The sequence below is a fragment of the Duncaniella muris genome (assembly GCF_003024805.1).
Lineage (GTDB): Bacteria > Bacteroidota > Bacteroidia > Bacteroidales > Muribaculaceae > Duncaniella > Duncaniella muris.
Genome location: NZ_PUEC01000023.1, coordinates 1 through 24,643, shown reverse-complemented (window position 1 = coordinate 24,643; position 24,643 = coordinate 1). Strand labels below are relative to the sequence as shown.

Sequence of the window (24,643 nt, the reverse complement as noted above, 5' to 3'; positions counted from 1 at the left end):
GTTTTTGATTTAATCCGGTTAAAAATCTGCATCAGACATTGCCCAAGACGCAAGCCCTCAGCTTCAAAGGTGCAAAATTACAAAGAATCGCATAGAAAATCAAAAAAAATTGCAGGAGGGGAAGAGGAGTTAAGAATATATTTGATTTAGGCCATAATGGAATAATGAACTTAAGTGCGCCACAAAAGTTTTGTATCTAACTTTTGTGGCGCACTTCATATATCTATATGATTTTTTGTTGTCTTTTAATTACTGACCAATTGTTATATTTTTATTTTACAACAACAATTTATATGCCTTATTTCCTAATAAAACAATAAATACACCTTTTGAAGATAATTGAATGTTACTTTCTTGTCCAATATAAACACATGTTCCATATGCATTATAGATCTTAACTATGTCATTAATACCCTTCCCTTCAATAACTATCTGATCATTTATTGCATGTACTTGTATCTTACTTACATCAACATTATTTATAGTTGATTGCTGGTTGTTGATATCAGTTGCAAGTTCCAATATTCCATTCTTTAATCTATAAATAGAACTGTAATATGTTTTCCCATTCTCAGTGTAACATACCATTCTTATAAGGTAAGTTAATTGCGGAACTATTGATGTTAAAGTTCTTGATAATGATTCAGTACGAGTATTTGTAGATAATGTAATACTATTATAATGATCCATTTCTTCTATTTTATATTGCAATTCCTTTGATGATATTTTTTCTTCTCCTGCTATACAACTGCAATATAGTGTGCTATTTTGGAATCTAATATTATAAAATCTAGGTTCGACAATCTCAACTGTCGGTTTTCGAGCATCAATTATTTGCCATTCTCCATTTTTTGAATTATTCTTTGGATCTATATATCTACTATACTGTAAACTAATATAATATTGATATAATATACTATTTATTGGTATCGTTACGGCATAATCATTTCTATTATCAATGCAAGCACCTATAACAGACGTCTCTGTATTGTCATCCACAGCAGTCGCATCCCTAAAATAAAATCGGGCTGTATCATAACGGTTATTACTACCATTGACAGACTGTCCCATCCCATAAAAAAGCCCATGCACCATTGCTGCATTAGGTGATAATTGTATTATCCCTTCTCCTCCCCAATTCAATGTTGAAAATGCATCGACCTCTCTAAATCTTTCTTCTCCGCGAATAATATATTTGCTATGTAACTGTGGAGAGTAACTATAAAGCAAACTATCTAAAGTAATTTTACCCTCATTATCTAATTCATAAATCTTATTTTCCACAGTCTTAAATCCGCCAAAATCATAAAGTTTGAGATCTTCCGCATACAAACATGGAACAAAGTCTTTTAACTCTTCAAAATTATCACACTTTAAGGTCAATGAGTACGGAGTTCTGGATATTAAGCTAAACTGTGGTATTATAGGCTTGGTTGTGACATTTATTTGGTTACTTTTATACACCTTCCCGTTAAGTGTATATATTAACTCTGCAAAATATTCTGTTTCTTCATCAAGTCCACCCACTATAATTGTTGAATCAATAACTTCAATCTTTTTGGAATTCTGTTCTTTATCGTGAAAAAGTAAATACGCATCTATGTCAGAGATCCCCTTTGCATCACAAGATTGTTTGAATTCTATTTTGTCATATCCAATAGATGATGCTATAATTGCAATATTTGGTTTCAATGTTTTGAAATTTCCATTGTCAAGAAATTGTGTATTATCCTCTGAATATATTTCAAAATAATACTCAGTATCTGGCTGAAGCCCCATGATCATTATTGGTGATCTCGATGTCTTCGATATCGTTTCGACCAATGTTTCATCCTTTGCCCAAATTTTCAATCTGTATTGCTTATCCGAATCCTCAGGATAGACATAAACCCAGCAACTCCCATGTTTTGCAATCGGATGCGACAAATAATTACTACTTAAAGTAATTATACCTGTATCATAAACCCATTTCAATAGTGTTACGGGGCTATCGTATAATGCAATAAATGCATTTGCATCGGTTATATTACTAATTTCCGTATTCAATTCTTCACTGTTTTCACAATTATATTGAGGAATGCTAAATTCCGCACTCATGTTACCCGTATGTATAGTTGAAATGGCCCCCAGATTATAACAGTTTGCTATATAGGCATTTTTAATTTCAGCACTAATACCAGCGCCAGTAGCAACGCCATATTTTGCAGCAACGAAAATATCGCCATGATTTATGCAATTAATGAAATATTGCCTTTTATACGGATTGCTATAATATGGGATTATTCCTGAAACAGAATGGAATCCATAGCCTTCAAATCCATATAAGTCACCAAAATTTTCAAGATTATATACATCCGTATTGCCCACATATCCTGCTATGCCGCCAAGATATTGAAAATTGCTTTGCACTGTTCCATAGTTTCGGCAACGGTTAAGAACACAATACAGCACATGACCGGCGATGCCACCCACATGTTGTAATTGATAGGACTCCACGGTTATATTGCCCTTACTTGGAGATGAGTTTAGTAAATAACTATAAACCTCACCTTTGTTATCACATCCAACAATTGAACAATATTCAGCATTAGCGACAACTCCACCTGTCACTGCTGAATATATTCCAGAATTCTTTATTGCCCCTTTATTAATACAGTATACTATTGATGATCTAGGCCCAGAATATGCACAAATTCCACCGCAACTGGATACTGCTTTACTCCATGATCCATAAATTGCTTCTAACTCTAACGTGACATTTCCTTCATTAATACAATTAATAATATCACCATAATTAGAATCACAGAAAGCTCCTGCATGAATCCCTTCATTTGATGATGATGAAAAAACAATATTGGCAGAGTTTTTACAATCCTTTATACAACCATGATTTTTAATACAAAAAGTTCCAGACTGCCTCAATAAACCGGATGCAATATGGAGATTATAAATGTCTCCTCGGTTATCTGTGAACAGAGGTGTCGTTATATCATTTATTTTGTGACCTTGTCCTTCAAATTTACCTTCAAAAATCCTATTTCCTACTTTGCCTCCTGTCTCAAAAGAAATATCCTTTGTTAGGACAACTGTATAATCAGCAAACGTGTTACCAGCACACAACATCCCATAAAATTCGGAAAAATCACTTGATGAGGTTATCTCATAAGTTTTTTTATTCTCGTTAATATTCGCAGCATTTACATAACTATTATCCGAGAAAAAGATAGCTACAAACAGGAGCAAAAATTTGGGTAATTGTTTCGTAATGGACATCATATTCAATATATTTAAATAATTTGCTAAGGTATTATTGAAGTAAGTAATATTAATATATTTGTAGCGCAAATAAATGAGAATGTTATTTGTGCATACACAAAAGATATTTTCGTTGAGTTGGAAAGATTCATTGGATTATGTAAGGCTCAATGTCGATTTTTATATCTATGATGGCATCCCTATGCATCATTGAAACATAACTTATAATATCCCGTTAGCATAGAGTAAAAAGATATTCGTAACCCTGAATTTTCCTAGTAAAATCGACCTTAACGCCATTGTTATCAATGACAAGTGATATCAGTAACAAGAGCGAAAAGTGGGTATAAGACAATCTGAAACGATCCAATAAGTATTAGATAAAATATCCGAGCTACTTTATTCATACTGCATTTATATTGCAATTGTCGCTACTATGCTCCCCTTGATAGCCATATTATTATTGGTTCATACAAAAAAAGCGTAGGAGTCTGTATCTGTTACCGTCCTACGTTCAGAGGCTTCTCGCATTGCCCTAATAAAGTCGGACGGCAACGCAGAAGCCCACGCTTGTATATGCAATAAATGCCCCGGCCATATTCCTCTCGGAATACGATGCCGGATGCAGGATATTACACATCCACGGGCATCTACCGTTGCTCAATCCTTGACTTTATTATGAAATTTTGCGAGAATTTCCATTAGGACATATAAGTTCCTATATATCAGCGCATAGCAGGTTAGTTATTGTACTAAATTTGTACTTTATAAGAAGATGACAGCAACCACAGACAAAGAAATTTGCGATATTTATAATATGTTAAGAATCTTTAGCTGAGTTGATTTGCCTATTTTTACTTGATAAGAGATGTTCAAAAAATAATGGGCAATCCAAACGTATATGGCATCAATCTGTAATAAAACCACCAAGAAAAAATATCCGTTTTTGGTGGATTTTAGTTAGAGATTGTCTAAAAATTAGTGCGAAATAATGTTATTAGGCATAACAAACCCTCAATCAGAGTGTTGAAGGAGAAAAGGCTAATATTATGCACGAAATCAATCTCTATCAAACACATCTGACCGAGGGTCAGTGGTCTTATATAAACAAAGAATTCCTTGAAAATGATAGACGCAAGAGAAAATATTCACTACAATCAGTTTTTGAAGCTATCCTCTACCTATTGGTCAGCGGTTGCCAATGGCGAAGGTTGCCTCACGACTATCCCGCGTGGAAAAGTGTCTATTATTACTACCATAAATGGAGACAAGAGGGTCGTGTCGAGCATTTCCTTGAGAAACTCGTCAGAAAGATACGTCGCAAACGCGGCCAGGCATCAAGTCCGAGTGTTGGCGCGATGGATGCCCAAAGTGTCAAATGGGGTAGCAGACAAGGAGATAACGGATATGACGACAACAAAAAAGTCAAGGGTGTCAAAAGGAATATCATCACCGACCGCAATGGCTTCATCCTTGCGAGGAAAGTCTGTAACGCCGGTATTCACGATTCAAAAATGGCTCATGAGCTATGCGGACTGGCGGATGATGTATGGGAAGACCTGCGCAAGGTATTGTCCGACCGAGGGTATCGGGGAGACGTGGACAAAGACATTGAAAAAGACTTCGGCATCGAGCTTGAGGTATCCAATACCCCCAATGGAGTTAAGGGATTCCTGCCAAAGCCGCTCAGATGGGTGGTTGAGAGGACTTTCGCATGGCTTGATTCTTGCCGCAGACTCGCTCGAAATTATGAAATATCAAATGAATCAGCGGAAGAAATGATTGATTTCGCTGCCATAAAATTTTTAATCAATAAAATTTAGACAATCTCTTAGATCCTATATGCTTTTGTATCAATATAATCTTGGACATTATCAAGAACTTCAGATATGTATGAAGTCATGGCATCTTTCAATCTCACTAATTCACCTACAGTAAAATTTCGGCCAATTTCACAAAATGTCTTTTCTCCATGAGCAAGTTGATTCCTCTTTTCTTTTATTGTCACAAGTTCTCGACCATCTTTAGGAGCTTTATATCCTATTCGTTTTGCAATTTCTCTGATTTTTTGAGCATCTATATTTCCACTAAACGAAATCGCATCTTCTTCCAATCTTAGAAATTCATTATTGACAATCTGATCTAATATTGGACCAATAGTTTCATGCTTGATGCGTTGTGCGTCAACACTTTTAAAGGAATGGTTTATCCAAAGTTTCTTAAGATTTTCCGAAAAATCTTGATATTTTATGCCCTCTGATTCAATAACATTGCCAATTGCTTTAATTGAATTGCGCACAGTTGCCTCCAAAAGATTATATAGAAGAATAAATCCATTAGCTTTCAATATCTTGCTCAATTCTTCATCAATTGTCAATCTACTAACAGTTCCAGATAAATCTCGACTTTCAAAGACACAAGAACAGCTGTCCAATGGTGATAGAACAGAAAAGTAGGAATCAATTTCGCTTAAGCGACGTGCAAATTCACTCCTCGTTGTCAGCATAAGTAAAGGATGTAATTCTACCTAAAAGGACATCTCTTACAAATTCGACCCGGTCACGCAGACGGCCCGGATTATTACTGGCATCCGAAGTTGTATGTCGTTTAAATTCTATTGAATTTAGCCATTCAAAATTCGTAGGATGAATTGAACTATCTTCCTCCAATGCAAGATGAACGCCTACTGATAATGCCTCGAATCTAACGCGAGGCGTACTTCCATCATTTATAGACCGAGCAAAATATGGCTTCGGAAATGTGTTTTTTACAAAACTAAGCATTCGTTGAAATTTCGAGCTAAGTGCATCTTTATCAAAGTTGTCCTTATGATTCTTGACAAAAGCATCCAAGAATGGTGCTACATCATGTTTAAACTTCAGATATTCTTCTGAATATGCAAAGAATCGAAGAACCAACTCATCATATTCACCACGTTTTATCTTACTTTCTGAGATAGGACAAAGTTCTCTCAACAAAGGATCTTTTGCAGAATCAATGATAAATTGATAGAACTCACTTTGGTAGGCTCCTTTTCTTGTTTCACTTGGAGTTAAACGTGAGCTACTTGTATTGACTCTTTTGAATATATCGGCACGAGTAGCGGCATCGGCTTTGTCTGTTACAACATGGACACGGATATCACGTAATTTAAATTTATTCTGTCGTGATATTGGTAGGTCAGAAAAATATGTCCCATTCAACATCGTCAATGCTTCCAATCCTTGCAATTTCAGATTATTATTGCAATATTCTACAATTGTACGAATACGCTGAGATCCATCTATAACCTCCAATTCTGCATTATCACCGGAGACTGAAACAAATATCGGCATTATTGGGACTCCTAAAAATAGTGATTCTATAAAACAAGCTTTCTGACTCGCTTTCCATATAAAATCTCGTTGATAGGGAGGTACAAATATTTCCTCCTTAGCATATTTTGCTAAGATTACCTCAATTGGATATTCTTTTGTATCGTAATTGTATGGCATACTTGCGGAAGCCAATTGATCTTCCAATTGAGCCGCGAGTTCAGGTGTCAGTTGTCTTTTTTTCTTCGCCATATACCATGAATTTGTAGATGTTTCTTAATGCTTTTTGCTATAACACGCCCTAAGAGAGGAGGAACTGCATTTCCTATTTGACGACAAATAACTGAGGGATTGAAGTTCGCGTCATCTTCATAGAATTTGTATGTATCTGGAAATGTTTGAAATCGAGCAGCTTCTCTAAGAGATATAGCTCTATCTTGTTCTGGATGACCAAAGCGACCATTACCCAATCCAGTACATTGTGTTGTCATTGTTGGAGCTGGTTCATCCCATCTCATCCTGCCATAAACACTACTATACGTTCTTCCTGATTCTTTCTTAAAACAAGTCAGAATCAATTCCTCTGGCCAATCTCTCCAACTTCCTCCTTGCGTAGATACCTGTATTCGTCTTAAATTAATTTCAGAAAGGACACGCGCTTTATGTAGGGAATCATTAGGATCTGTTTCCCCCGCGTTTATTGGAGCAAGATCTGAAATGACATCTCTAACAGTTACATAGGATGACTTTTCATGGGTAGGTGACATAAGCTTAATTCCCCCAAGTTTTGACGCCAATAATACAAGGCGACGACGCCTTTGTGGAATGCCATAATCAGGACAATAAACTATCTGATAGGAATATTTATAACCTAATGCTTCAAGACCAATACAGAAATCATTAAAAATTTGACCATTGTCAAATCTGGTCAATTGGGGAACATTCTCCATTGAAATAATAGTTGGTTCTGTTTCTTGAACAAGCTTAAGAAAAGAATACAGCAAATTCACTTTTTTGGAATCTTTTTCCTTAATCTTGAAACTATAGGAAGAAAATGGTTGGCACGGAGCGCATCCTACTAAAATTTTCAATGATTTCCCATATAATTTTTTTAATTTTTTGCCCTCTAATGCGGTTATATCAGTATTATAGAATCTTGAGTTATTATTGGCTTGATATGCAAAACGGCAGGTTTCATCAACGTCAAAGCCTGCAACGACATTAAAATCCTCTTGGACAAAGCCCTGAGAGAGTCCTCCAATGCCGCAAAATAGGTCTATGACTTTTATTCCTCGTTTAGCCATTTTAAGCTCTATTATATATTTGGATTAAACAATTCTTAATGTCTTGGAATGAGAGTTGCATACTCAACTCACAATCTAAGCCAGTCTTTATCACAAATAGGAAAGACTCTTTGCGATAATACCTTTCGCCCATTCGCCTTAACGATTGCTCAATTGTATCCGCTTTCGCCAACAAACAAACTAATTGATAATCCTTATCAATCATTTGAGTATTGTTGTTTGGATGTGCTTTTGTGTTATGCTGGGTTGCTGTCAACATAATAAGATTCTCAATATAGTGAGCAATCTGAGGATACTGTGCTTTAGGGAAGATGTGGTGAGCATGGGTTGCTGACCCATTTGCCCATGAATCATGCACCTCACTTTCTTTTTGAATTTTCTTCAGCAGATTCGTTGCTTTCTGAACATAGTAGGAATTATATGCTTCTTGTTGTTCATCAATATGCTCCTCAGCCGCTTCCTGCCGTGTAATGGATTTCTCCTTGTTCAAATCCCGCCAATTCTTACGATTGTACATCAAATCAGAGAACATTCGTGCCTCCTTTCCACTGCTACCGGGAACATTATGTTCAGTCGCCAACACATTCAACACCTTGTGAAACATTCGATATATGTCCAATTTGGATTGTGTTGGAGTATTCCCACTTATCAAACGATAATATCTATCATATAACTCATTTTTGGCAGCAATGCGATTATCAGTTACATTATGCAAATATTCTTCAAAATATCGCCAAAAGCCACTATCCTTCAGAACCTTTGAAAAGTAACAATATAGAAAGTTGTACGAGTTTCTTTCACGCCGGGAAATATAATCCAATAACTCCTCATTCTTTATTGAATATGTGGCAGGGCGTGTCGAAAAATCTGCATCAAGAATTCCAGCAGTATGGAATAACTTTAATGGCTGCGAAAACCATTTATTGTATTCATTCTTTGCTCTTTTGTCATCAGCATACGGCTTGTTGAATACCACTCGGCAATTATGCTTGAAATATTGACTTTGCCATATATCATTAGCCGTAAATGTTGGGTGGGAGGCTGCGATGTTTAGTATGCAATCTGCCAAGAAACAAACGATGTCTGGTGTACATTTTTGGTCAACATACCTCGAATCATGCGACTTTCGTATGTCAAAATCAAACTTGTTCAAATATTCGTTTATAACTTCTCTCATGATTCTGTTATTATTTGTTTCCCAAAGAAAAATACGGAATTATTGTCAATGTTCAAAGAACGTGTACCCAAGTTTCGCGCTATGGCATAAAATTGGATAAATTCATCAGTGGCATAAAATTCAAGATCTTTTGCCGTGACTGTTACATCGGGGTCAGACAAGGATAAAATAGCGACAGAGCCATCTGCAATACAGTTCTTTGGTAAAAAACAAGCTCTTGGATTGTATGTTAAGTTAGGAAGTAGAACACATTCCGTATGGTTCAGAAATTTTGATACATCAAAAGATGATATATCATCCACATAACAATCATAATCCGGGATGTCAATAACCTCATTATTACCTATGTTCCTTGATTTAAGCACCCGAAATTTCCCTCTCGACTTAGTAACGGCTTTGGTGATTACTCTATCTCGATATGATTTGAAGATACCAAAACTCATAGAATTTGCCACCCTGTCGAAATCCTCATTTCGATATAGAAGCCAATAAGGGAAGAAAGAATCAGTAATATATTTTTGCGGAAGCAGACGAACCGAATTATTGATATATGAAGATACCAAAGTTTCACCGGATTTCCGGGTAGTATTTATTGTGAAAGAGATAGTTTCAATTTTAACGCCTTTAAATGCCTTTTCCCCAAAGTCAATGATATGGGATATTGAATGGTAATTCATTATCTCACGTGTTTTATTGAATTCGGGCGCATTTATTATGCTTTTAGGAACTATTAGAGAAACATACGAACCCAACTTTATGGCTTTTTCAACAAAGAAAGCAAAGATATTATTCGTGTCTTTATTGATTGCACCAGCCTTATACTTAGTGGCTAAAGATTTCTCTTTAGTCAATTTCATGTATGGAGGATTACCGATTACAATATCGTATTTTTTATCAAACTCAAGTAACAAGAAATCGCCCTCAATAAAATTAATCTTGACATTGGCTGGAATATTGATATGCAGGAGCATTTCTTTTAGCAATTGAATTGATGTGGGATTTATATCAACAACATCAATCGTTACATTAGAAACATTAGCATATCTATCAATTAAAGCCGGCAAAAAATTCCCCACTCCGATAGACGGTTCTAAAATAGATAGTGTGGAAAAATTCTTTGCTTCAGGTAAGTTGTTGACAATGCTGAAACAAATATCTTGGCGAGTATAGTATGCGGCAGTATTATCTCTCTCTGAATTTGCCATTTCAACTATTCGAGAAAGGCGAGAGAAAGATGACTGGCTTTGACGAATATATCTAATTATTCTTTCCTGAGTCCATAATTGGTTATCTTTTACCAATGCAAGCGCATCAGCATTTGTAAATGTTGGACGTTCAAGATATTTACGAATTTTGTTTGCAATTTGTCTGAATATAATCGTCGGAACAGCTTCTCCAAGATTTTGTCTTATATTCATTTCCTCCTTTTTAAGAAAAGCTTGCTTTTCTTTTAATGGAAGAGCATTTAATTGGTCGAATGGTATATCAGTCCACTGAAAGGAATAAGGGACTGACATCATAAGCATTACCTCTCGAATACTAAATACGCGGTTGTCAGTTGGATGTACAGTATTTTGACTCGCCATAATGTCATTGCGAGTATGGATGCAGGGCGCAACTTTATCCCAATATTGGCGTGTATATTTATCACCATTTTTCTTAGCATTATAAACAACTACGCCATTCTTGACGGTGTGAGGGATTCTTGTAATATCCTCGTTGTCAAATGCAGATTGACCTTCCTTAATTTCAGAAATCCACCTTTCCATGTGGGGTGCATATTTTCTAAAATTATGATATATGTCATCTGTAGAAATCTCGCCCATCTCAGTAAGTTCAGGGAGATGACCAATCGTTTCTCGCAAGGTTTTTTCTGATGTCTGCGTAGGGAAAATATCAAATGGGGCGATGTCTTGCAAATCCTTTCTAACGCCAATTACAAGTGTTCTCGTTCTACTTGACGGACAACCATAATCTTTGAAATTCACAATCCTATAAAGGATATTGTAATGACCGCCTAAATTCATAGAGATTGCCTCTTGAATTGTTTTATCCTTTCCATCAATATCAGTACATATTGAATTTAAGAATGCGCGTACATTTTCAAAAATAAAGAATTTTGGCTTTACTTCTTGTGTTATCTTTATGGATTCTACCACCAAAGAATTTCGTTTAAGCTCATCACCTTTCTTATGATTAGCAACGGACATTCCTTGACATGGTGGAGTTGCAATCAGAACATCTAAATCATCAACACCAAAGCACTCTTTCCAAACTTTCAATTCATGGAAAACTTTATCTTTTGTCCCAGGAAGAGTCATATCACCACAAATATATCCAGATGACAACATACATTTATTGTTGTACTTCTGAATCTTCAGGCGACGTTCTAATAATTCGACCGTGGCAATACAGCTATACCCTGCTTCTTTGAAGCCATAGCAACCAATGCCAGCACTACTAAACAGGCTGACATAAGATTTTATGCCGTACAGCGACTTTCGCTCTGCGACAATTGCTTCGGCTACCTCATCGGGTATGTCGTATGTTTTCGTCTTTTTGCTCACGGTAAGATGTCCTTTGGCGAAAACAAAAGAGCCTCCTTATAGTTCTGACAGGCGACCAAGCCTTTATGCGACTACAAGGAAGCTCCTTTATATGTTGAGATAATCTATTTTATCATGTCGTGGTCTTTGTCAGTCTACTACGCATAGTAGATTGCAAAGTTACAAAAAATTTCGTTTGATTCTATGGCGAAGAGCAAATTAAATTTTAGGCTCACAACCTCAAAATCCTTTAAGACTCGTAAAATCAGCGAAACTCAATCCGAATAAAAATCATCAACAGACCTAAAGATTAGATGCCATTGGTATTATCTAAAATCGGATATCTCAATATCGGAAGTCAACTTCTCTAAAACAAGCTTGGAAGTTCTGATTTCAAAATTGCATGATGAAAAATCTAATGGCTGAAAATCAACGGACAGATTGGACGGTCTTTACTTCAATTGGGCAGTCATAAGGCTTGTTTTATGACCAATCACTCAGCCAATCAATCATTCAGTCTGTCAGTCATTCAATCATTCAATCAACTGAATGACCAGTCAGTCAATCAGTCTCTCAATCACTCAGTCATTCAATCAGCCAATCATCTGAATGAACAATCACTCAATCATTCAGTCATTCAATCAGTCAATCATTTGAAACCCCAGTCATTCAGTCATCTATCCATACATTCAGACTAAAATATTCCAATACAATCATACATAAGCACATCAACACGTAAATACATCATTACGTCATGACATTCATAAATAAATACGTCAATACGTCATTACGTCATTACATCATTTCAGCCGTCTTGCAATCAAGACCGCTATCGTTAACTATCTGTATTATTGCGGTTTATTCCTTTTAAAACCATAACTTCATTACATATTTAGTCCGAAACGACCTTAACTATCCTTTGCAAAATCTTATTCTTCCCTCATTGCCATCCCGAATTTTTATATCCATTTTACATTCAAACAGACTGAAATGCCAATTTTCCCGATTTCAGACATGAATCCGGCATAAAATCCGGGGTCCCGTATTCCACAACCTTATATAATTACTTAACGTACAACGGAATCCGTCGGGATTCGGCAAGGTATGTTTTTTCATAGGGAAAACCGATATAACCCGTTATAACTATTATCGGTGAATATCAGCATATTAGATAAATCAGGCTTTCTATTCAGTTTCTCCTGATTGTATCTTTTTTCGCATTTAGTACACCATAAGTACACCATTTGCCCATTTCGATTGTTAATAGATGTTGTGGGCGATTTTCGTGTCTCACAATCCGTTATTACCTTTGCTCCACAAACACAAAATTAATTCATTATGGGCAGACTGCCAAATAAACAGAAACAAAATCCCAAGCTCATCCAGAGGGAGATGTCAGACGGACGTGCGAGTCTATGGCTGGAATACTATCTCGGCCGTAGCGAATCGCCCGTCTATGACGATGACGGCAACCATGTCGTGTATGAATCCGGGGCGATGAAAGGAAAACTTAAATACAAGGTGCAGCACCTGCGCAAGAAGGAGGCTCTTAATCTGTATGTATGGGTTCATCCCCGCTCGGCTCAGGAACGGCAGCAGAACAAGAACACCATCGCCCTCGCCGAGAAGATACGGTTTGAGAAAGAGCAGGAGATGCTTGAAGACCGAAAGGGTTACCGCCTGAAAAGGGAGAAGGAGAGTAACTTCCTCAGGTACTTCCGGCAACACCGGGACAACGAAGCGTTCACACTGCCAGTCCGCAGGTCTTACAAATATTCTCTGACACGCTTCATCGAGTATCTTGAGCTAACTCCACAGTTCTCAAAATACAAGGATGTCCTGCCGATGGATGCCGTCACTCCGGACATGGTTCTCGGATTCACCAACTATCTCCGGAAGAAATGCACCGGAGAGGGACCGCGAAAGAATTACCACTGGTTCAAGAAGGTGCTTGCAGATGCTGTCGATGAAGAACTGATAAAAAAGAATCCCTGCCGTGGAATCCGCATAGTGTACGACACAAACATTATGCTGAAGGAGATTCTCACACCGAAAGAGATAAACACCCTCGCGGCGTTCCGATATGACGGCGAACACCGAGAGGTGCAGCGGGCATTTATCTTCTGCTGTTTCACCGGACTGCGGTACTGCGATGTGTCGGAACTGACATTCGCCAATGTCGATTACGAGAGCATGGTGATGAGGTTTAACCAGAAGAAAAGCGCGGGACGCAGCGCACATGCCGCCGTAGTGATGCCGCTCAACGATGAGCTTATAAAGCTGATTGGACAGCCTAAAGATGATGATAACCCGAGGGAGAGAATATTCGACCTGCCTCACAAGGGTACGGCGAGAAAGCATCTCGCCCGATGGGTGAAGAACGCAGGAATCAAGAAGAGCATCACATGGCACTGCGCCAGGCACAGTTTCGCCGTAAATCTTCTGAATGCCGGAACCGACATAAAGACAGTATCCTCTCTTCTCGGACACGCGAGCATCAAGATGACTGAGAAATATCTTCATGTGATCGACCAGCGCAAACAGAAAGCCATAAACAAACTCGGCAAAGTCGCGTTTGACACGGAAACGGCAAAATAGCCCATGGCATTTCCGGCGCTTTGGCTCTTTATGTTGTTATAGAGTTGTGCATACGGCTGAAAAACACTACCTTTGCATCAAGATTCGCAGTCATCATGTTATTGTTTCATCCTGACGCGGATTAGTGGTTGGACATCGGGAGGGATACCCGGTGTCCTTTTTCTCACTGTTGCCCAATCCGATGAAAATGATTATCTTTGCAGATACAAAAAACTAAACCCGATAGCTTGACGAGTCAGGGGCTACCGGGAATCAACACTGCAAAGGTAATACTTTCAGTCCAATCTGCCAAAAGTACCGATTTCGATACATTAAAATTTACGAGAGATGACAAAAATCACAGTAAAAGATACTGAGGTCAACGTTGTGAAAGTCAACGGAGAAGATTACATCTGTCTTACTGACATGATGCGTGCCAAAGATGGGGACTTCTTCATCACCGACTGGCTGCGCAACCGAAATACCTTGGAGTTTATCGGCATTTGGGAAAAGGTATATAATCCAAATTTTAATTATGGCGAATTCGCCACAATTAGAAATCATGCAGGTCTTAATAACTTCAAAATAAGCGTAAAGGAATTCGTTGCGAGGACCAACGCGGTCTCATTGCAAGCAAAAGCGGGGCGTTATGGTGGCACATATGCCCATAAGGACATTGCGTTTGAGTTCGCAATGTGGATAAGTCCTGAATTCAAGGTTTATATCGTCAAGGAATTTCAGCGTCTCAAAGAGGAAGAACAGCGTCTTATCGGCTGGTCTGCTAAGCGTGAGCTGTCCAAGATAAACTATAGAATTCACACCGATGCCATCAAGCATAATCTCATACCTGCCGAGATAACAAAGGCTCAGGCGAGCATCATTTATGCCAATGAAGCCGATGTGCTGAATGTAGCCATGTTCGGCATGACTGCAAAACAGTGGCGTGACGCCAATCCCGACCTCAAAGGCAATATCCGGGATTACGCCTCCATAAACGAACTTATATGCCTTTCCAACATGGAGAATCTCAACGCTGTATTCATTGAACAGGGAATGCCACAGCATGAGCGGCTCATCAAGCTCAATCAAATCGCCATCCATCAGATGAGCGTACTTGAAAGCGGCGACAACGACAGAAAACTGCTGAAATAGCCCGTCAAAAACAGCTTCATTACGCAGATTGGCCCTCCTGGGTTCAAAAAACTTGCATATATCGACCCCGTTTCGTAACTTCGCGGCCGTGACGGAATCATATCCGTCAGGAAAGAAAGACACACATCGGCAATCGCCGGAATAAACCGGACACCGCTGAACAATTCCGTTTTTTCTTTTGTTGGAAAAATATCAAAGTGGTTAGGTGGCAGTAGCCCTGACCCCACGCGGCAACGCGAAGCACCGACCCGGCAGGGCGGTGACGGTTGACGCACCCCTGCCACACCCCTTGCGACAAGGGCGATTATTCATTAATCGGAAATATATCAAGTAAGGACTGAAAACATAATAACGAGACCTCGCCAAAGGCATGTCAGGAAAGACATATCGGCGCGGCCCCGCTTTTTTATTGCTCGTCCGGAAGGGCAACAAAACATATAGCCCGTAGACATTTCAATGATATTCGCCTTTACGCACCTCAGAAGGACGCAAGTCCTGTATTAATTTTGCAGTGTCCGCCAGCCTTTAATCCTCCGGGTGTAGTCATCGGGCTGACAGACGCTATCACTATGATCTGACGACACCCACCAAGAGTATGTTGAACATACGGCATATCACTTATCATCCGAAAACTGATGCGTGAGAAAAAAACAAATCCCCAAACCACTAATCCCCCTATCCAAATGAACACAATTACAGATTACCTGAATCTTCCTTTCATCGAGGTTCTGAAGCGCCTCCTGAAAGACGCGGTCAAGGACTGCCTTGCTGAATCGGGAGTGCTGGCGACACTCGCCAACGCTTCCGCAAAATCAAAAAAGCGGGATCCCGATGGGCTGAAAGTGACCGAAGCACTCGAGTTCCTGAACGAAAACGGCTATCCCATGAAAATCGGGCAGCTCTACAAGGAAACGAGCAACGGGACCATACCGCACTGGAAATTCAACAATAAGCTTCACTTCAAGGAATCAGAGTTGCTGAGCTGGGCTGAAAGCAGACTTGTCAACGGCAAAGCCGTAGGCGTGCTGAATGCGGAAGACAGACCAAAGAAGAAAGGAGGTAGCCGATGAAAAAAGAAACCGAATCATCAGTAAAGACAGCCTCAAAGCCAAAAGGCAATAAGAAGAAAACCTCCGTCAAAAAGAAAAACAATGATGTCAGTGATACACCTGCAATCACAGATACACAAGTGACTTGTCACGAAAATGAGGAAGTGACAAATCATGCTCCTGACCGACTGAACAGTCAGTCTGTACCTCCGTCAACCTCCGAGTACTTGATTGCAGACACAGACAACAGCAAGAAAACCAATCAGTTCCCGATTGATGTCCTGCCGTCAAGATTACAGGAAATCATCAAGGAGGCAAACGCCACTCTCGGTTTCCCTGTTGACTACATGGCTGGAGCGATGCTTTCGGCAATGGCGGCGGTAATAGGCAACACCCATCACGCCGAGGCTATGGCAGGATGGAAAGAATATGCTATTCTTTTCGTTGCCCTTGTCGGATGTCCCGGAGTGTGCAAGAGCCATCCGCTGAGTTATGTCATGCAACCGCTCATCGACCACGACGCGGAGAAAGCGGCACAGTTCGCAGAGGCGTTGAAACGCTACAACGCTGCGATGGAGCTGCCGCCGAAAGAACGTGTTCCAAACGGCTACAACCTCAATCCCGTTGAGCCGCACCGCATCCGCTTCATGATGCAGGATGTGACCAACGAGGCGGTTCACCGCATATTGTCGGAAAACAGTCGTGGACTGATCCTGATGTATGACGAGCTTGCCGGATGGGTCAAGAACTTCAACCGCTACAACAACGGCTCTGAATCGGAGTTCTGGATGTCGGTGTTCAACCACAAGGTTGCCATGTCTGACCGCAAAGGCAGTCAGAGCGGCGTGTTTATCCGCAATCCGTTCCTTTGCGTAATCGGAACTATCCAGCCGAAGGTTTTGACCGACCTTGCCGCCGGGAACCGCAACGCCAACGGATTCATGGAGCGCATACTCTATGTATTCCCGTCCGACCAGACGAAACCTAAATGGAACCGGAGTCGCCGGATGCCTTCTTTTGACATCGCCGCAGAATGGCACGGCATCCTTTTCCGGCTTATCGACATTGTTCCCAAGGTGGACGCAGACGGAGAGATAATATCCGAAGATGTTCCATTTTCATCGGACGCTCTCGACCGCCTCTATCAGTGGCAGAACGAGCAGACCGACCGTTGCAACGCCGACGGGAGTGATACCCTTACATCCATTGCAAGCAAACTCGAAATCTACGCTATCCGCTTTTCTCTCTTGCTGGCCCTCTCCGATTGGGCGTGCGGCAGTGAGAAAAAACAGATAGATGTGGACACTGTGGAGAGGGCGATACGCCTTGCGGAGTATTTTCGCATAAGTGCCTCAAAGGTGCAGGGCATCATCAGCGAGGATGCCCTGACCGAGCTGCAGCTTGCCGTCCTTTCGGAACTTCCCGACGGCTTCACCACCGCCGAGGGCGTGGCGATCGCCGGGAAATGCGGTATGCCCGAGCGCAGTTTCAAGAGATTCCTCAGAGACAGAAAGGGAGTGCTTTTCACCCGCAACACCCACGGAAATTACACCAAGTTATAACCCATCTACCCCTTGGCATTATTGGCACTTTGGCATTTCTGACGGAGATGCTTACGCTTCCCTTTATGCCAAAATGCCGAAAGTGCCAGGGGGTAAATCCAAAACTGAAATCCCGTGAAACATTCTTTTTTCATTGAAGAAACCATTGCATTCAGTGCAGTGGTTATAGCGGTGCATCACTGCTATGGCAGTGCAGTACCATCCGTGCAGTGGCGGCACGGAAATTACGCCATCCGGAAATTCCTTAGCATATTAGGGAATTTTCCGAGCCGCATATCGTTCCGATACGCTGAAAATGTCCCCAATATGCCAAAGAGGTCAACCCCTTTGGAAACCCCGGAACGGCTTAACAGAAAGCCGTACACTCCGATTGCTCCGCAACTTAAACTCGTCCGCCTATGAGCTACGCAGTGTTACACATCATCAAGGCGAACTCGTCACTGAACTCGATAGCCAAGCATATCGAGCGCACCGCCCATCCCGAAAACGCGGACCTGGCGAGGACGCATCTCAACCGCTACAATCTGGTCGAATATCCCGACGGGATAACCGGGCTTGCGGCGGCTGTCGAACACCGTATATCCAATGCAGGGATTACCCGCAAAATCTCCGACAGGCAGGTTCGGTGCCTCAACTTGGTTATGACCTCCGACAACGAAGGTATGCAGAAAATCATCGACAGCGGCAAGCTCGACGAGTGGATTGCCGACAACATAAAGTGGGCGCGCGACACATTCGGCGGCGACAATGTTGTCGGAGCCGCACTGCACATGGACGAGCGCACTCCGCATCTTCACATCGCCGTCGTTCCGATAGTGACCGCCGAGAGAAAGAAGAAAGCGAGGGAGGCGACAGCAAAGAAGCGTTACCGCACAAAAGCCGCCAACCGTCCGAGGCTGTGCGCCGACGACATAATGGAGCGCGGAAAGATGAGCCGCTATCAGGACATCTATGCCGAGGCTATGGCGAAATACGGTCTGGAGCGTGGTATCCGTGGTTCCGAGGCGCGGCACATCGGGCAGCACGAATATTACCGCGACTGCATGGTGAAGAAGAAAGGTCTTGAAGAAGACATCGGCAATCTCTCCATTGAGAAAAGGAAACTCGATAAAGAGAAAAAATCTCTTGAGAGCAAAGTGGAGAGCCTTGAGTGCCGGACAACCGCCCTCGACACCCGGAAGAAAATGCTCACGCAGGTCAACGAGGAGATACGGCAGCAGAACAATGAACTCTATTCCGAAAATTCCAGGTTGACCGAGGCTAATTCTTCTCTCGCCGCCGAAAACAAATCGCTTGCCGATACCAACGCAGGACTGTCGGAGGAATCCGTCAGACTTGCGGAGCAACGGAAAGGGCTTGCAGAGGATACCGACAGGCTGACCGCCGAGAAAAAGGCATACGAGGCTCAGACTGACGAGGCGAGAAAAGAAGCCCGGAACGCCATCCGTGAGCGCGATGAGGCGAAAGCCGAGCGGGATGCGCAACGCAAGGAACTCGGCAGCAACATCGCCAATATATTCACCGGGAGCAAGACCAAGAGGCTTGAAGCCGAGATTGTCAGAAAGGATAATGAAATCCGCGAGATGAAAGACCGTGCAGAGGCGCGGGAGCGGGATTTACACCGTGAAATATCCAATCTATCGGATAGCCTGAGACGGCAGAAAGAACATGAGGCAGACACCGTCCGCAGCTATGAATGGAAGATTGGTAACTTCGTCAAGTTCTTTCCCGATGCTGTTGCTATGCTTCCGGCGATAGAGGAATGTCAGGACGTGGGATTGAATGACAACTCCATAAAGGGGCTTCTCTCAATGAATGAATATGTCTTAAAGTCAGGCACGACACTCTATTATCCGTTCCAGCGGAGAGAGGTGGACGCTTCGGGGGCAAAGGTACAAATCAAGCGAGACCCCACGGACAACAAATTCCATCTCCATGTCAATGGCATCCGGATATTCCAATGGCTCAAAGACCAATGGCAACGGCTGACACAGACGGTAAAGCGAGGCTTCGGAATTAAATAATTCAAAAAAGGAGCCACAGGCAAAAAACTTGTGGCTCCATTTTTTAATATGATTTGAGAGATATTGTTATTTCAAGATTGCAGACCCGACAGTCCCTGAACCACTCACTTCATCGTGGTGGTCAACTTTCTTGCCGTAGCCGAAAGTGTATGATACAGCTAACGTGATGCGCCAATGCTGGGCGGTTGAGAACTCTTTGCGGTCAAAAGTGTAATATTCGCTTGTAAGGGTCTGATGCGATGATTCCCACGATGTACGCAGAAAGTTGTAAACCCCGGCTCTGATGTTCCAACCCTTGTCGCCCCAGCCAAACTGAATCTGATATTTTGCTGGGGTACGCTCGACTATACCGCTTTGTTCTTCCTGATAATGACTTGGTGTCATATACCAGCCCCAAAGATAGAATTTATCAAAATAATATGTGAGTTGTGCGGTGCATGTAAGTTCATTTCTTGTGCTTGCGTATGCTCCGGTAGTCTTTCGCAGCCAGTATTGCGGGCGCAGTTTGGCTACAAGTTTACCTCCGAAGAATTTGGCGGTTGCGGAAACTCCTAACATACCGCTACGATAATTCCCGTCGTTGACATATTTACGCAACATAGTTCCTTCGGGAGCGGTAGGTGAATATATAGTTACACAACGATTGCCGAGCATATAGATGTATCCGTCAGCCGAAAGTTGCCATCTGTTGTTCGGGAGCCAAGTATAGGTCAAACCTGCATTATGGTAAGAATAATCTGAAAGTGTAGGTGTGCCCTGATACCACATAAGTTCGTCTTGTTGAAGCATATTAGGACTTTTCTGCGATGCGTCGGGAACATCCTTGCTATAATTCCAGTTAACCTCAAACTGATGCTTGTCATTGGGAGAGTAAGTGGCATACGCAATCGCACGTGGAAAATTATCGTTCATGCGGCTGTTGCTAATATGGTTGCGTTCCCATACCCAGCAAAATTCTCCTCCAATATCCCATTTTTCAAGACTTAAATTATAATGTGCGCCGGCAGAATATCCTCCGACATTATATTTCTGACGAGATGGGGAGTCGCCGGAATAATCAATGGTATTCCAATTTTGTATGGAAGCCAGGTAGAAAATAAAAGTATTTCTCTTATTAAGTCTCCAATATAAACGAGGATTTATCTGAAGGTGATGTGCATCTTCAGAGGCGTTGTTTGTAATGGATAAATCTTTACCGGAAGAATAAAAAGAGTAGGATTTATTTTTGCCGTAAGTGTAGATTGCCACAGCTTCAAATGATAACTTAGGAGAAAATCTGTAGGAATAATTACCATTATATGAGAGGGCCCAATTGTGGCTTGATTTCAGAGATGTGGCGCTTGCATTAGGGAACAATTCGGAGGAATAGAGCAGTGAATTGACCGCATCATTGTGAGGTACATTTGTTAGGCTATAAGAAATGCGGTTTGAGATTCTTGCCTTGTCGCTGTTATATAAGGCTCGCAAGGCAATATCGTTGCTGTTGTTGCGGTATAGAGAAGAGTTGGTTTCGGAAGTCCGTTGAATAGTCTGCGGACCATTGCCATATAAATCCTCAAACCTGAATGTTTCAGTCGAGGCAGTGCCACCATGACGGTTTGTGAGATATATTTCATCGGCATACAAATCAAAAATCATCGACTTGTATGCCATTTTGGAGTAAACTTCTCCTTCAGTTCGGTTTACACCGAACCATTTATTGGCTGTGACTTTGGTATATCCACCCCATTCATACTTCTGCATAATGAAGTTAATGGCGTAGTGTGCGCCTTGAAATCGTGGGTCAGTCGGGTGCAGATAATACTCAACCTTTTTCACATCTTGAGTCCTCATTCCTTGCAGGTCTTGGGCGGTTGCAGGGAGAAAGTCAATAAATATTGAGACACCCTGCCCAGAAGCAGTCTTCACTGCCTGACCGATAGGATCGACCTCAATTTGGGGAATCGCCATCTGGCTCAAAAGGGAGATTGCATCGGCAGCAGCGTTCTTTTGACGAGCCATTGGAATATAGGTGGATATGTTCGACGAAGTCCGCTGATTGGAGGCTTCCACAACCACCTCATTAAGTTCTTTTCCCTCTATGCTATCCGGAATTTCTGTTTGAGCATATCCCAAAAGAGGAATAAGAAACAACGAAGTTAGTATTACTTTACGCATAATAATTCGGTTAATGATTTACCTTACAAGAAGCGTGAGCAACTATGTCACGTCTTGATAGGAGGCCCTGAGAAAGCCTGTGAGCAGATATAACAATAGCAGCCCACGCTATATGCGTGAGAACCACTATGCTTTCTCTGCTCGGTTGAAAGTTTCTCAGGTTTCCTACCATAAGATAAACATAATGCTTCGTTTCCAAAATGTAGTGGAATGACCTGTGTCAATCCGACTGCAAAATTAGCGATTTTTTCTCAATGAACCGCTGTTCAGAGCCTCAAATCTACGGCGTCTAAGAGAAAAAGAATCGAATTAAATATAACTAACGCCCCTTAAAAATCCTAAAATTGAGCATCTGATTTTCGATTTCTCCAACTAATTAGTACACCACGAGTACACCATCAATTTTATAATATCTTGTATTTCAGTACAGTTACGAACAATAAAATTAGATAAGGTATGTTTTGAGCAGCGCGAAATAGATTTAGCTGCTCAAAACCCTTGCCGAATGTTAGGTTGGTCTTACTCCAAAGTCGTAATCCCCATTGCCGATTTTCACACTCCATTTTTCTTTTTTGTTTTCATTGGGATTGGCGGCGAAAAGAAAAAGCCGTGCAAACATCGTCTTGTAGTGACGAAGATTGCACGACCGAAAGATTGTGTTTTTTGTTTATAGGGCGATTTCAATTGAAGAACAACGAAACACAGGATAATGCACTGACAGCACACTGCCATCTTCATGCCAATATACTGTCTGCGCATTATCACTCGTAATCCAATTCGGGGAGGCTGTTGATAGCCTTGTGTTTCAGTTCATCGACCACACGCAGATATTTTTCCGTCATCTCTATGCTGGCGTGGCCCATCAATGATTGGACGGTTTTGATGTTCGCTCCGCCGTTAAGGATGTTCACGGCGAAAGAATGCCGGGCGCAATGCCATGTTATATGCTTTCCTATTCCTGCCGCCTTTACCCAAGCGTCTAACTGTTTCACACAAGTTGACCATGTGGGCAGCGAGAAAATAAGCTGTCGGCAATCTCCATGCACTTCAGGCTCTCCGATAATCTTATGCAACATCGGACTCAACGGTGTAACCACACTACTACTTTTGCTACGCCCTGCAATCTTGCTCTGCTCGAATTTTAATAAGCCGGAAGACAAATCGACATTCTCATAAGTGAGCTGGCTTACATCTCGCCATCTGATACCTGTGTAGAGACTGAAAAGAAACGCTCTCCTTATGTCGGGATAACTCCCGGCAAAGGGAGTTGAGGCAAGCCTCCTTATCTCATCAAGCGTCAAAATCTGCTTTTTGATTGCATAGGCATCCTTGCGCATGGCGATACCTTTGCACGGATTCTTTTTCATCAAGCTTTCTTCCACAGCAGTGGTGATGACTTTCTTAAATAGTCCGTAAGTTCGTGCGCCGCCATCTCCGACAGACACTTTTTTCAGATACTCCACATATCCGCCGACCATTTCAGGAGTCAGAAGATCCATGCGGAGAAAATCGACATACTTCTTGTATTTTGGCATACTGCCAAGAAAGTCAATGAAACGGCGATAAGCCGTGCCGAAGCCGATACGGGTGGAACGGGCATATACCTCATCTTCGCGATGCTTGCGGAAGTAGCGCAGCAAGTCCACCTCTTTCTCCTTTTTCAGTCGGTATCCCTCGCGGTCTTCAAGGAATTCCTGTTCACGCTCAAAACGTATCTTTTCGGCGAGAGCGAGAGTATTGCGGTTTTGTGTGCGCTCCTGAGGTGAGCGCGGATGAATCCATATATAAAGATTCAGATTCTCGCGCTTGCGGTTGTGCTTGACTTTGTATTTCGGTTTGCCTGACATTGCGCCGGAAGTATAGAATACCTGATTACCCTCGTCATCAAGGACAGGCGACTCCGAGCGACCGAGATAATACTCCAACGCAAGACTTGCACGACCATCCTTGAGGGTAGTTTGCACGAGTTTCGGATTCTGTTTGTTCTTTGTTTCGATTTTTGCCATAAGAGCCTAATTTTGTGTTTATACGCAAAGTTAGTGCGAACTAATAATCCGCAAAAATCGCCCTATACAACTATTAACAACTGAATCGTACAAATTGTGTACTGAATGCGAAAATTCCCCAAATAGGCCCAATTCAGGCAAAATCCAAAATCTTATAATATGCTGATTAGCAACGGAAAGAAAAAGATGGCAAATCCTCAAATAATCCCTCCTAACTCTTGCGAGAATTTCTGAACGTCAAGAATCAGCGCGGATAAACGCTTTTCAATTATGTCTTTTGCATTCCCGCCCACGTGACCCATATCGGGCTTCTGCGGACGATATGCGTTGGCAAAGATATGGAGTATTTTTCATTTCGGCAATAGGGCGGAGAAAATATTTCTGATTTTCAGCCACGGCTCTTTCATTTAAGATTTCGTCTCATTCTCGACAAATGTGTTATTTTATAGCGAGAGCAGTACGGGCGGAGAGGCTTTAACCTCTGATTTTCAAGAAAATAAGTGCAATGAAAATTTGGCCA

Annotated in this window: 14 protein-coding genes; 6 read left to right on the top strand and 8 right to left on the bottom strand. The window is 41.5% G+C overall.

All coding sequences use genetic code 11. The annotated features are described in order from the left end of the window. Positions 1 to 276: 276 nt before the first annotated feature. Positions 277 to 3,345, bottom strand: a complete 3,069-nt coding sequence (locus C5O23_RS10105; RefSeq protein ID WP_153062495.1) for a hypothetical protein — start codon at positions 3,343 to 3,345, stop codon at positions 277 to 279. Positions 3,346 to 4,304: 959 nt separating this feature from the next. Here C5O23_RS10105 and C5O23_RS10100 point away from each other — a divergent pair. Then, complete coding sequence (locus C5O23_RS10100) at positions 4,305 to 5,078, top strand: IS5 family transposase (RefSeq protein WP_107032824.1); 774 nt, start codon at positions 4,305 to 4,307, stop codon at positions 5,076 to 5,078. An 8-nt stretch (positions 5,079 to 5,086) separates the two neighbouring features. On the opposite strand, the gene C5O23_RS10095 is transcribed toward C5O23_RS10100, so the two are convergent. From C5O23_RS10095 to dcm, 5 genes are read right to left on the bottom strand one after another with little or no spacing between them, the layout of a single operon-like run. Then, a complete protein-coding gene (locus C5O23_RS10095; protein WP_128714370.1) occupies positions 5,087 to 5,761 on the bottom strand; it encodes an MAE_28990/MAE_18760 family HEPN-like nuclease in 675 nt (224 codons plus the stop codon). After that, complete coding sequence (locus tag C5O23_RS10090) at positions 5,742 to 6,821, bottom strand: DUF262 domain-containing protein (protein ID WP_107032822.1); 1,080 nt, start codon at positions 6,819 to 6,821, stop codon at positions 5,742 to 5,744. Before C5O23_RS10090 ends, C5O23_RS10095 begins: the two co-directional genes overlap by 20 nt. Then, a complete protein-coding gene (locus C5O23_RS10085; RefSeq protein WP_107032821.1) occupies positions 6,797 to 7,873 on the bottom strand; it encodes a DNA cytosine methyltransferase in 1,077 nt (358 codons plus the stop codon). The genes C5O23_RS10090 and C5O23_RS10085 overlap by 25 nt, the downstream gene beginning before the upstream one ends. Position 7,874: 1 nt before the next feature. Then, positions 7,875 to 9,050: a hypothetical protein gene (locus C5O23_RS10080; RefSeq protein ID WP_107032820.1), complete on the bottom strand. Its 1,176-nt coding sequence runs from the start codon at positions 9,048 to 9,050 to the stop codon at positions 7,875 to 7,877. After that, positions 9,047 to 11,617, bottom strand: a complete 2,571-nt coding sequence (dcm, locus tag C5O23_RS10075; RefSeq protein ID WP_205743444.1) for a DNA (cytosine-5-)-methyltransferase — start codon at positions 11,615 to 11,617, stop codon at positions 9,047 to 9,049. The genes C5O23_RS10080 and dcm overlap by 4 nt, the downstream gene beginning before the upstream one ends. 1,317 nt (positions 11,618 to 12,934) lie before the next feature. On the opposite strand from dcm, the gene C5O23_RS10070 reads away from it, so the two are divergent. The 5 genes from C5O23_RS10070 (at position 12,935) to mobV (ending at position 19,960) form a co-directional block, all read left to right on the top strand. Then, on the top strand, positions 12,935 to 14,194 hold the full coding sequence (locus C5O23_RS10070) for a tyrosine-type recombinase/integrase (protein ID WP_107032819.1): 1,260 nt from the start codon (positions 12,935 to 12,937) through the stop codon (positions 14,192 to 14,194). 327 nt (positions 14,195 to 14,521) lie between these two features. Beyond that, positions 14,522 to 15,325, top strand: a complete 804-nt coding sequence (locus C5O23_RS10065; RefSeq protein WP_107032818.1) for a KilA-N domain-containing protein — start codon at positions 14,522 to 14,524, stop codon at positions 15,323 to 15,325. 683 nt (positions 15,326 to 16,008) lie between these two features. Beyond that, a complete protein-coding gene (locus C5O23_RS10060; RefSeq protein ID WP_124031007.1) occupies positions 16,009 to 16,395 on the top strand; it encodes a helix-turn-helix domain-containing protein in 387 nt (128 codons plus the stop codon). Then, positions 16,392 to 17,936: a DUF3987 domain-containing protein gene (locus tag C5O23_RS10055; RefSeq protein WP_107032816.1), complete on the top strand. Its 1,545-nt coding sequence runs from the start codon at positions 16,392 to 16,394 to the stop codon at positions 17,934 to 17,936. Before C5O23_RS10060 ends, C5O23_RS10055 begins: the two co-directional genes overlap by 4 nt. A gap of 398 nt (positions 17,937 to 18,334) precedes the next feature. Next, positions 18,335 to 19,960, top strand: a complete 1,626-nt coding sequence (mobV, locus tag C5O23_RS10050) for a MobV family relaxase (RefSeq protein WP_107032815.1) — start codon at positions 18,335 to 18,337, stop codon at positions 19,958 to 19,960. Positions 19,961 to 20,026: 66 nt separating this feature from the next. On the opposite strand, the gene C5O23_RS10045 is transcribed toward mobV, so the two are convergent. Both C5O23_RS10045 and C5O23_RS10035 read right to left on the bottom strand, forming a co-directional pair. Continuing rightward, positions 20,027 to 22,117 (bottom strand): TonB-dependent receptor, encoded by a 2,091-nt coding sequence (locus tag C5O23_RS10045; RefSeq protein ID WP_107032814.1) that lies wholly within the window; start codon positions 22,115 to 22,117, stop codon positions 20,027 to 20,029. Positions 22,118 to 22,878: 761 nt separating this feature from the next. After that, complete coding sequence (locus C5O23_RS10035; protein ID WP_107032812.1) at positions 22,879 to 24,123, bottom strand: tyrosine-type recombinase/integrase; 1,245 nt, start codon at positions 24,121 to 24,123, stop codon at positions 22,879 to 22,881. Between the last annotated feature and the right edge of the window lie 520 nt (positions 24,124 to 24,643).

Bases quoted from the DNA above. Each gene is read 5' to 3' on its own strand.
- mobV (WP_107032815.1), top strand. From the start codon at position 18,335: ATGAGCTACGCAGTGTTACACATCATCAAGGCGAACTCGTCACTGAAC.
- C5O23_RS10100 (WP_107032824.1), top strand. From the start codon at position 4,305: ATGCACGAAATCAATCTCTATCAAACACATCTGACCGAGGGTCAGTGG.
- C5O23_RS10045 (WP_107032814.1), bottom strand. From the start codon at position 22,117: ATGCGTAAAGTAATACTAACTTCGTTGTTTCTTATTCCTCTTTTGGGA.
- C5O23_RS10080 (WP_107032820.1), bottom strand. From the start codon at position 9,050: ATGAGAGAAGTTATAAACGAATATTTGAACAAGTTTGATTTTGACATA.
- C5O23_RS10085 (WP_107032821.1), bottom strand. From the start codon at position 7,873: ATGGCTAAACGAGGAATAAAAGTCATAGACCTATTTTGCGGCATTGGA.
- C5O23_RS10070 (WP_107032819.1), top strand. From the start codon at position 12,935: ATGGGCAGACTGCCAAATAAACAGAAACAAAATCCCAAGCTCATCCAG.
- C5O23_RS10060 (WP_124031007.1), top strand. From the start codon at position 16,009: ATGAACACAATTACAGATTACCTGAATCTTCCTTTCATCGAGGTTCTG.
- C5O23_RS10065 (WP_107032818.1), top strand. From the start codon at position 14,522: ATGACAAAAATCACAGTAAAAGATACTGAGGTCAACGTTGTGAAAGTC.
- C5O23_RS10090 (WP_107032822.1), bottom strand. From the start codon at position 6,821: ATGGCGAAGAAAAAAAGACAACTGACACCTGAACTCGCGGCTCAATTG.
- C5O23_RS10055 (WP_107032816.1), top strand. From the start codon at position 16,392: ATGAAAAAAGAAACCGAATCATCAGTAAAGACAGCCTCAAAGCCAAAA.
- C5O23_RS10035 (WP_107032812.1), bottom strand. From the start codon at position 24,123: ATGGCAAAAATCGAAACAAAGAACAAACAGAATCCGAAACTCGTGCAA.
- C5O23_RS10095 (WP_128714370.1), bottom strand. From the start codon at position 5,761: ATGCTGACAACGAGGAGTGAATTTGCACGTCGCTTAAGCGAAATTGAT.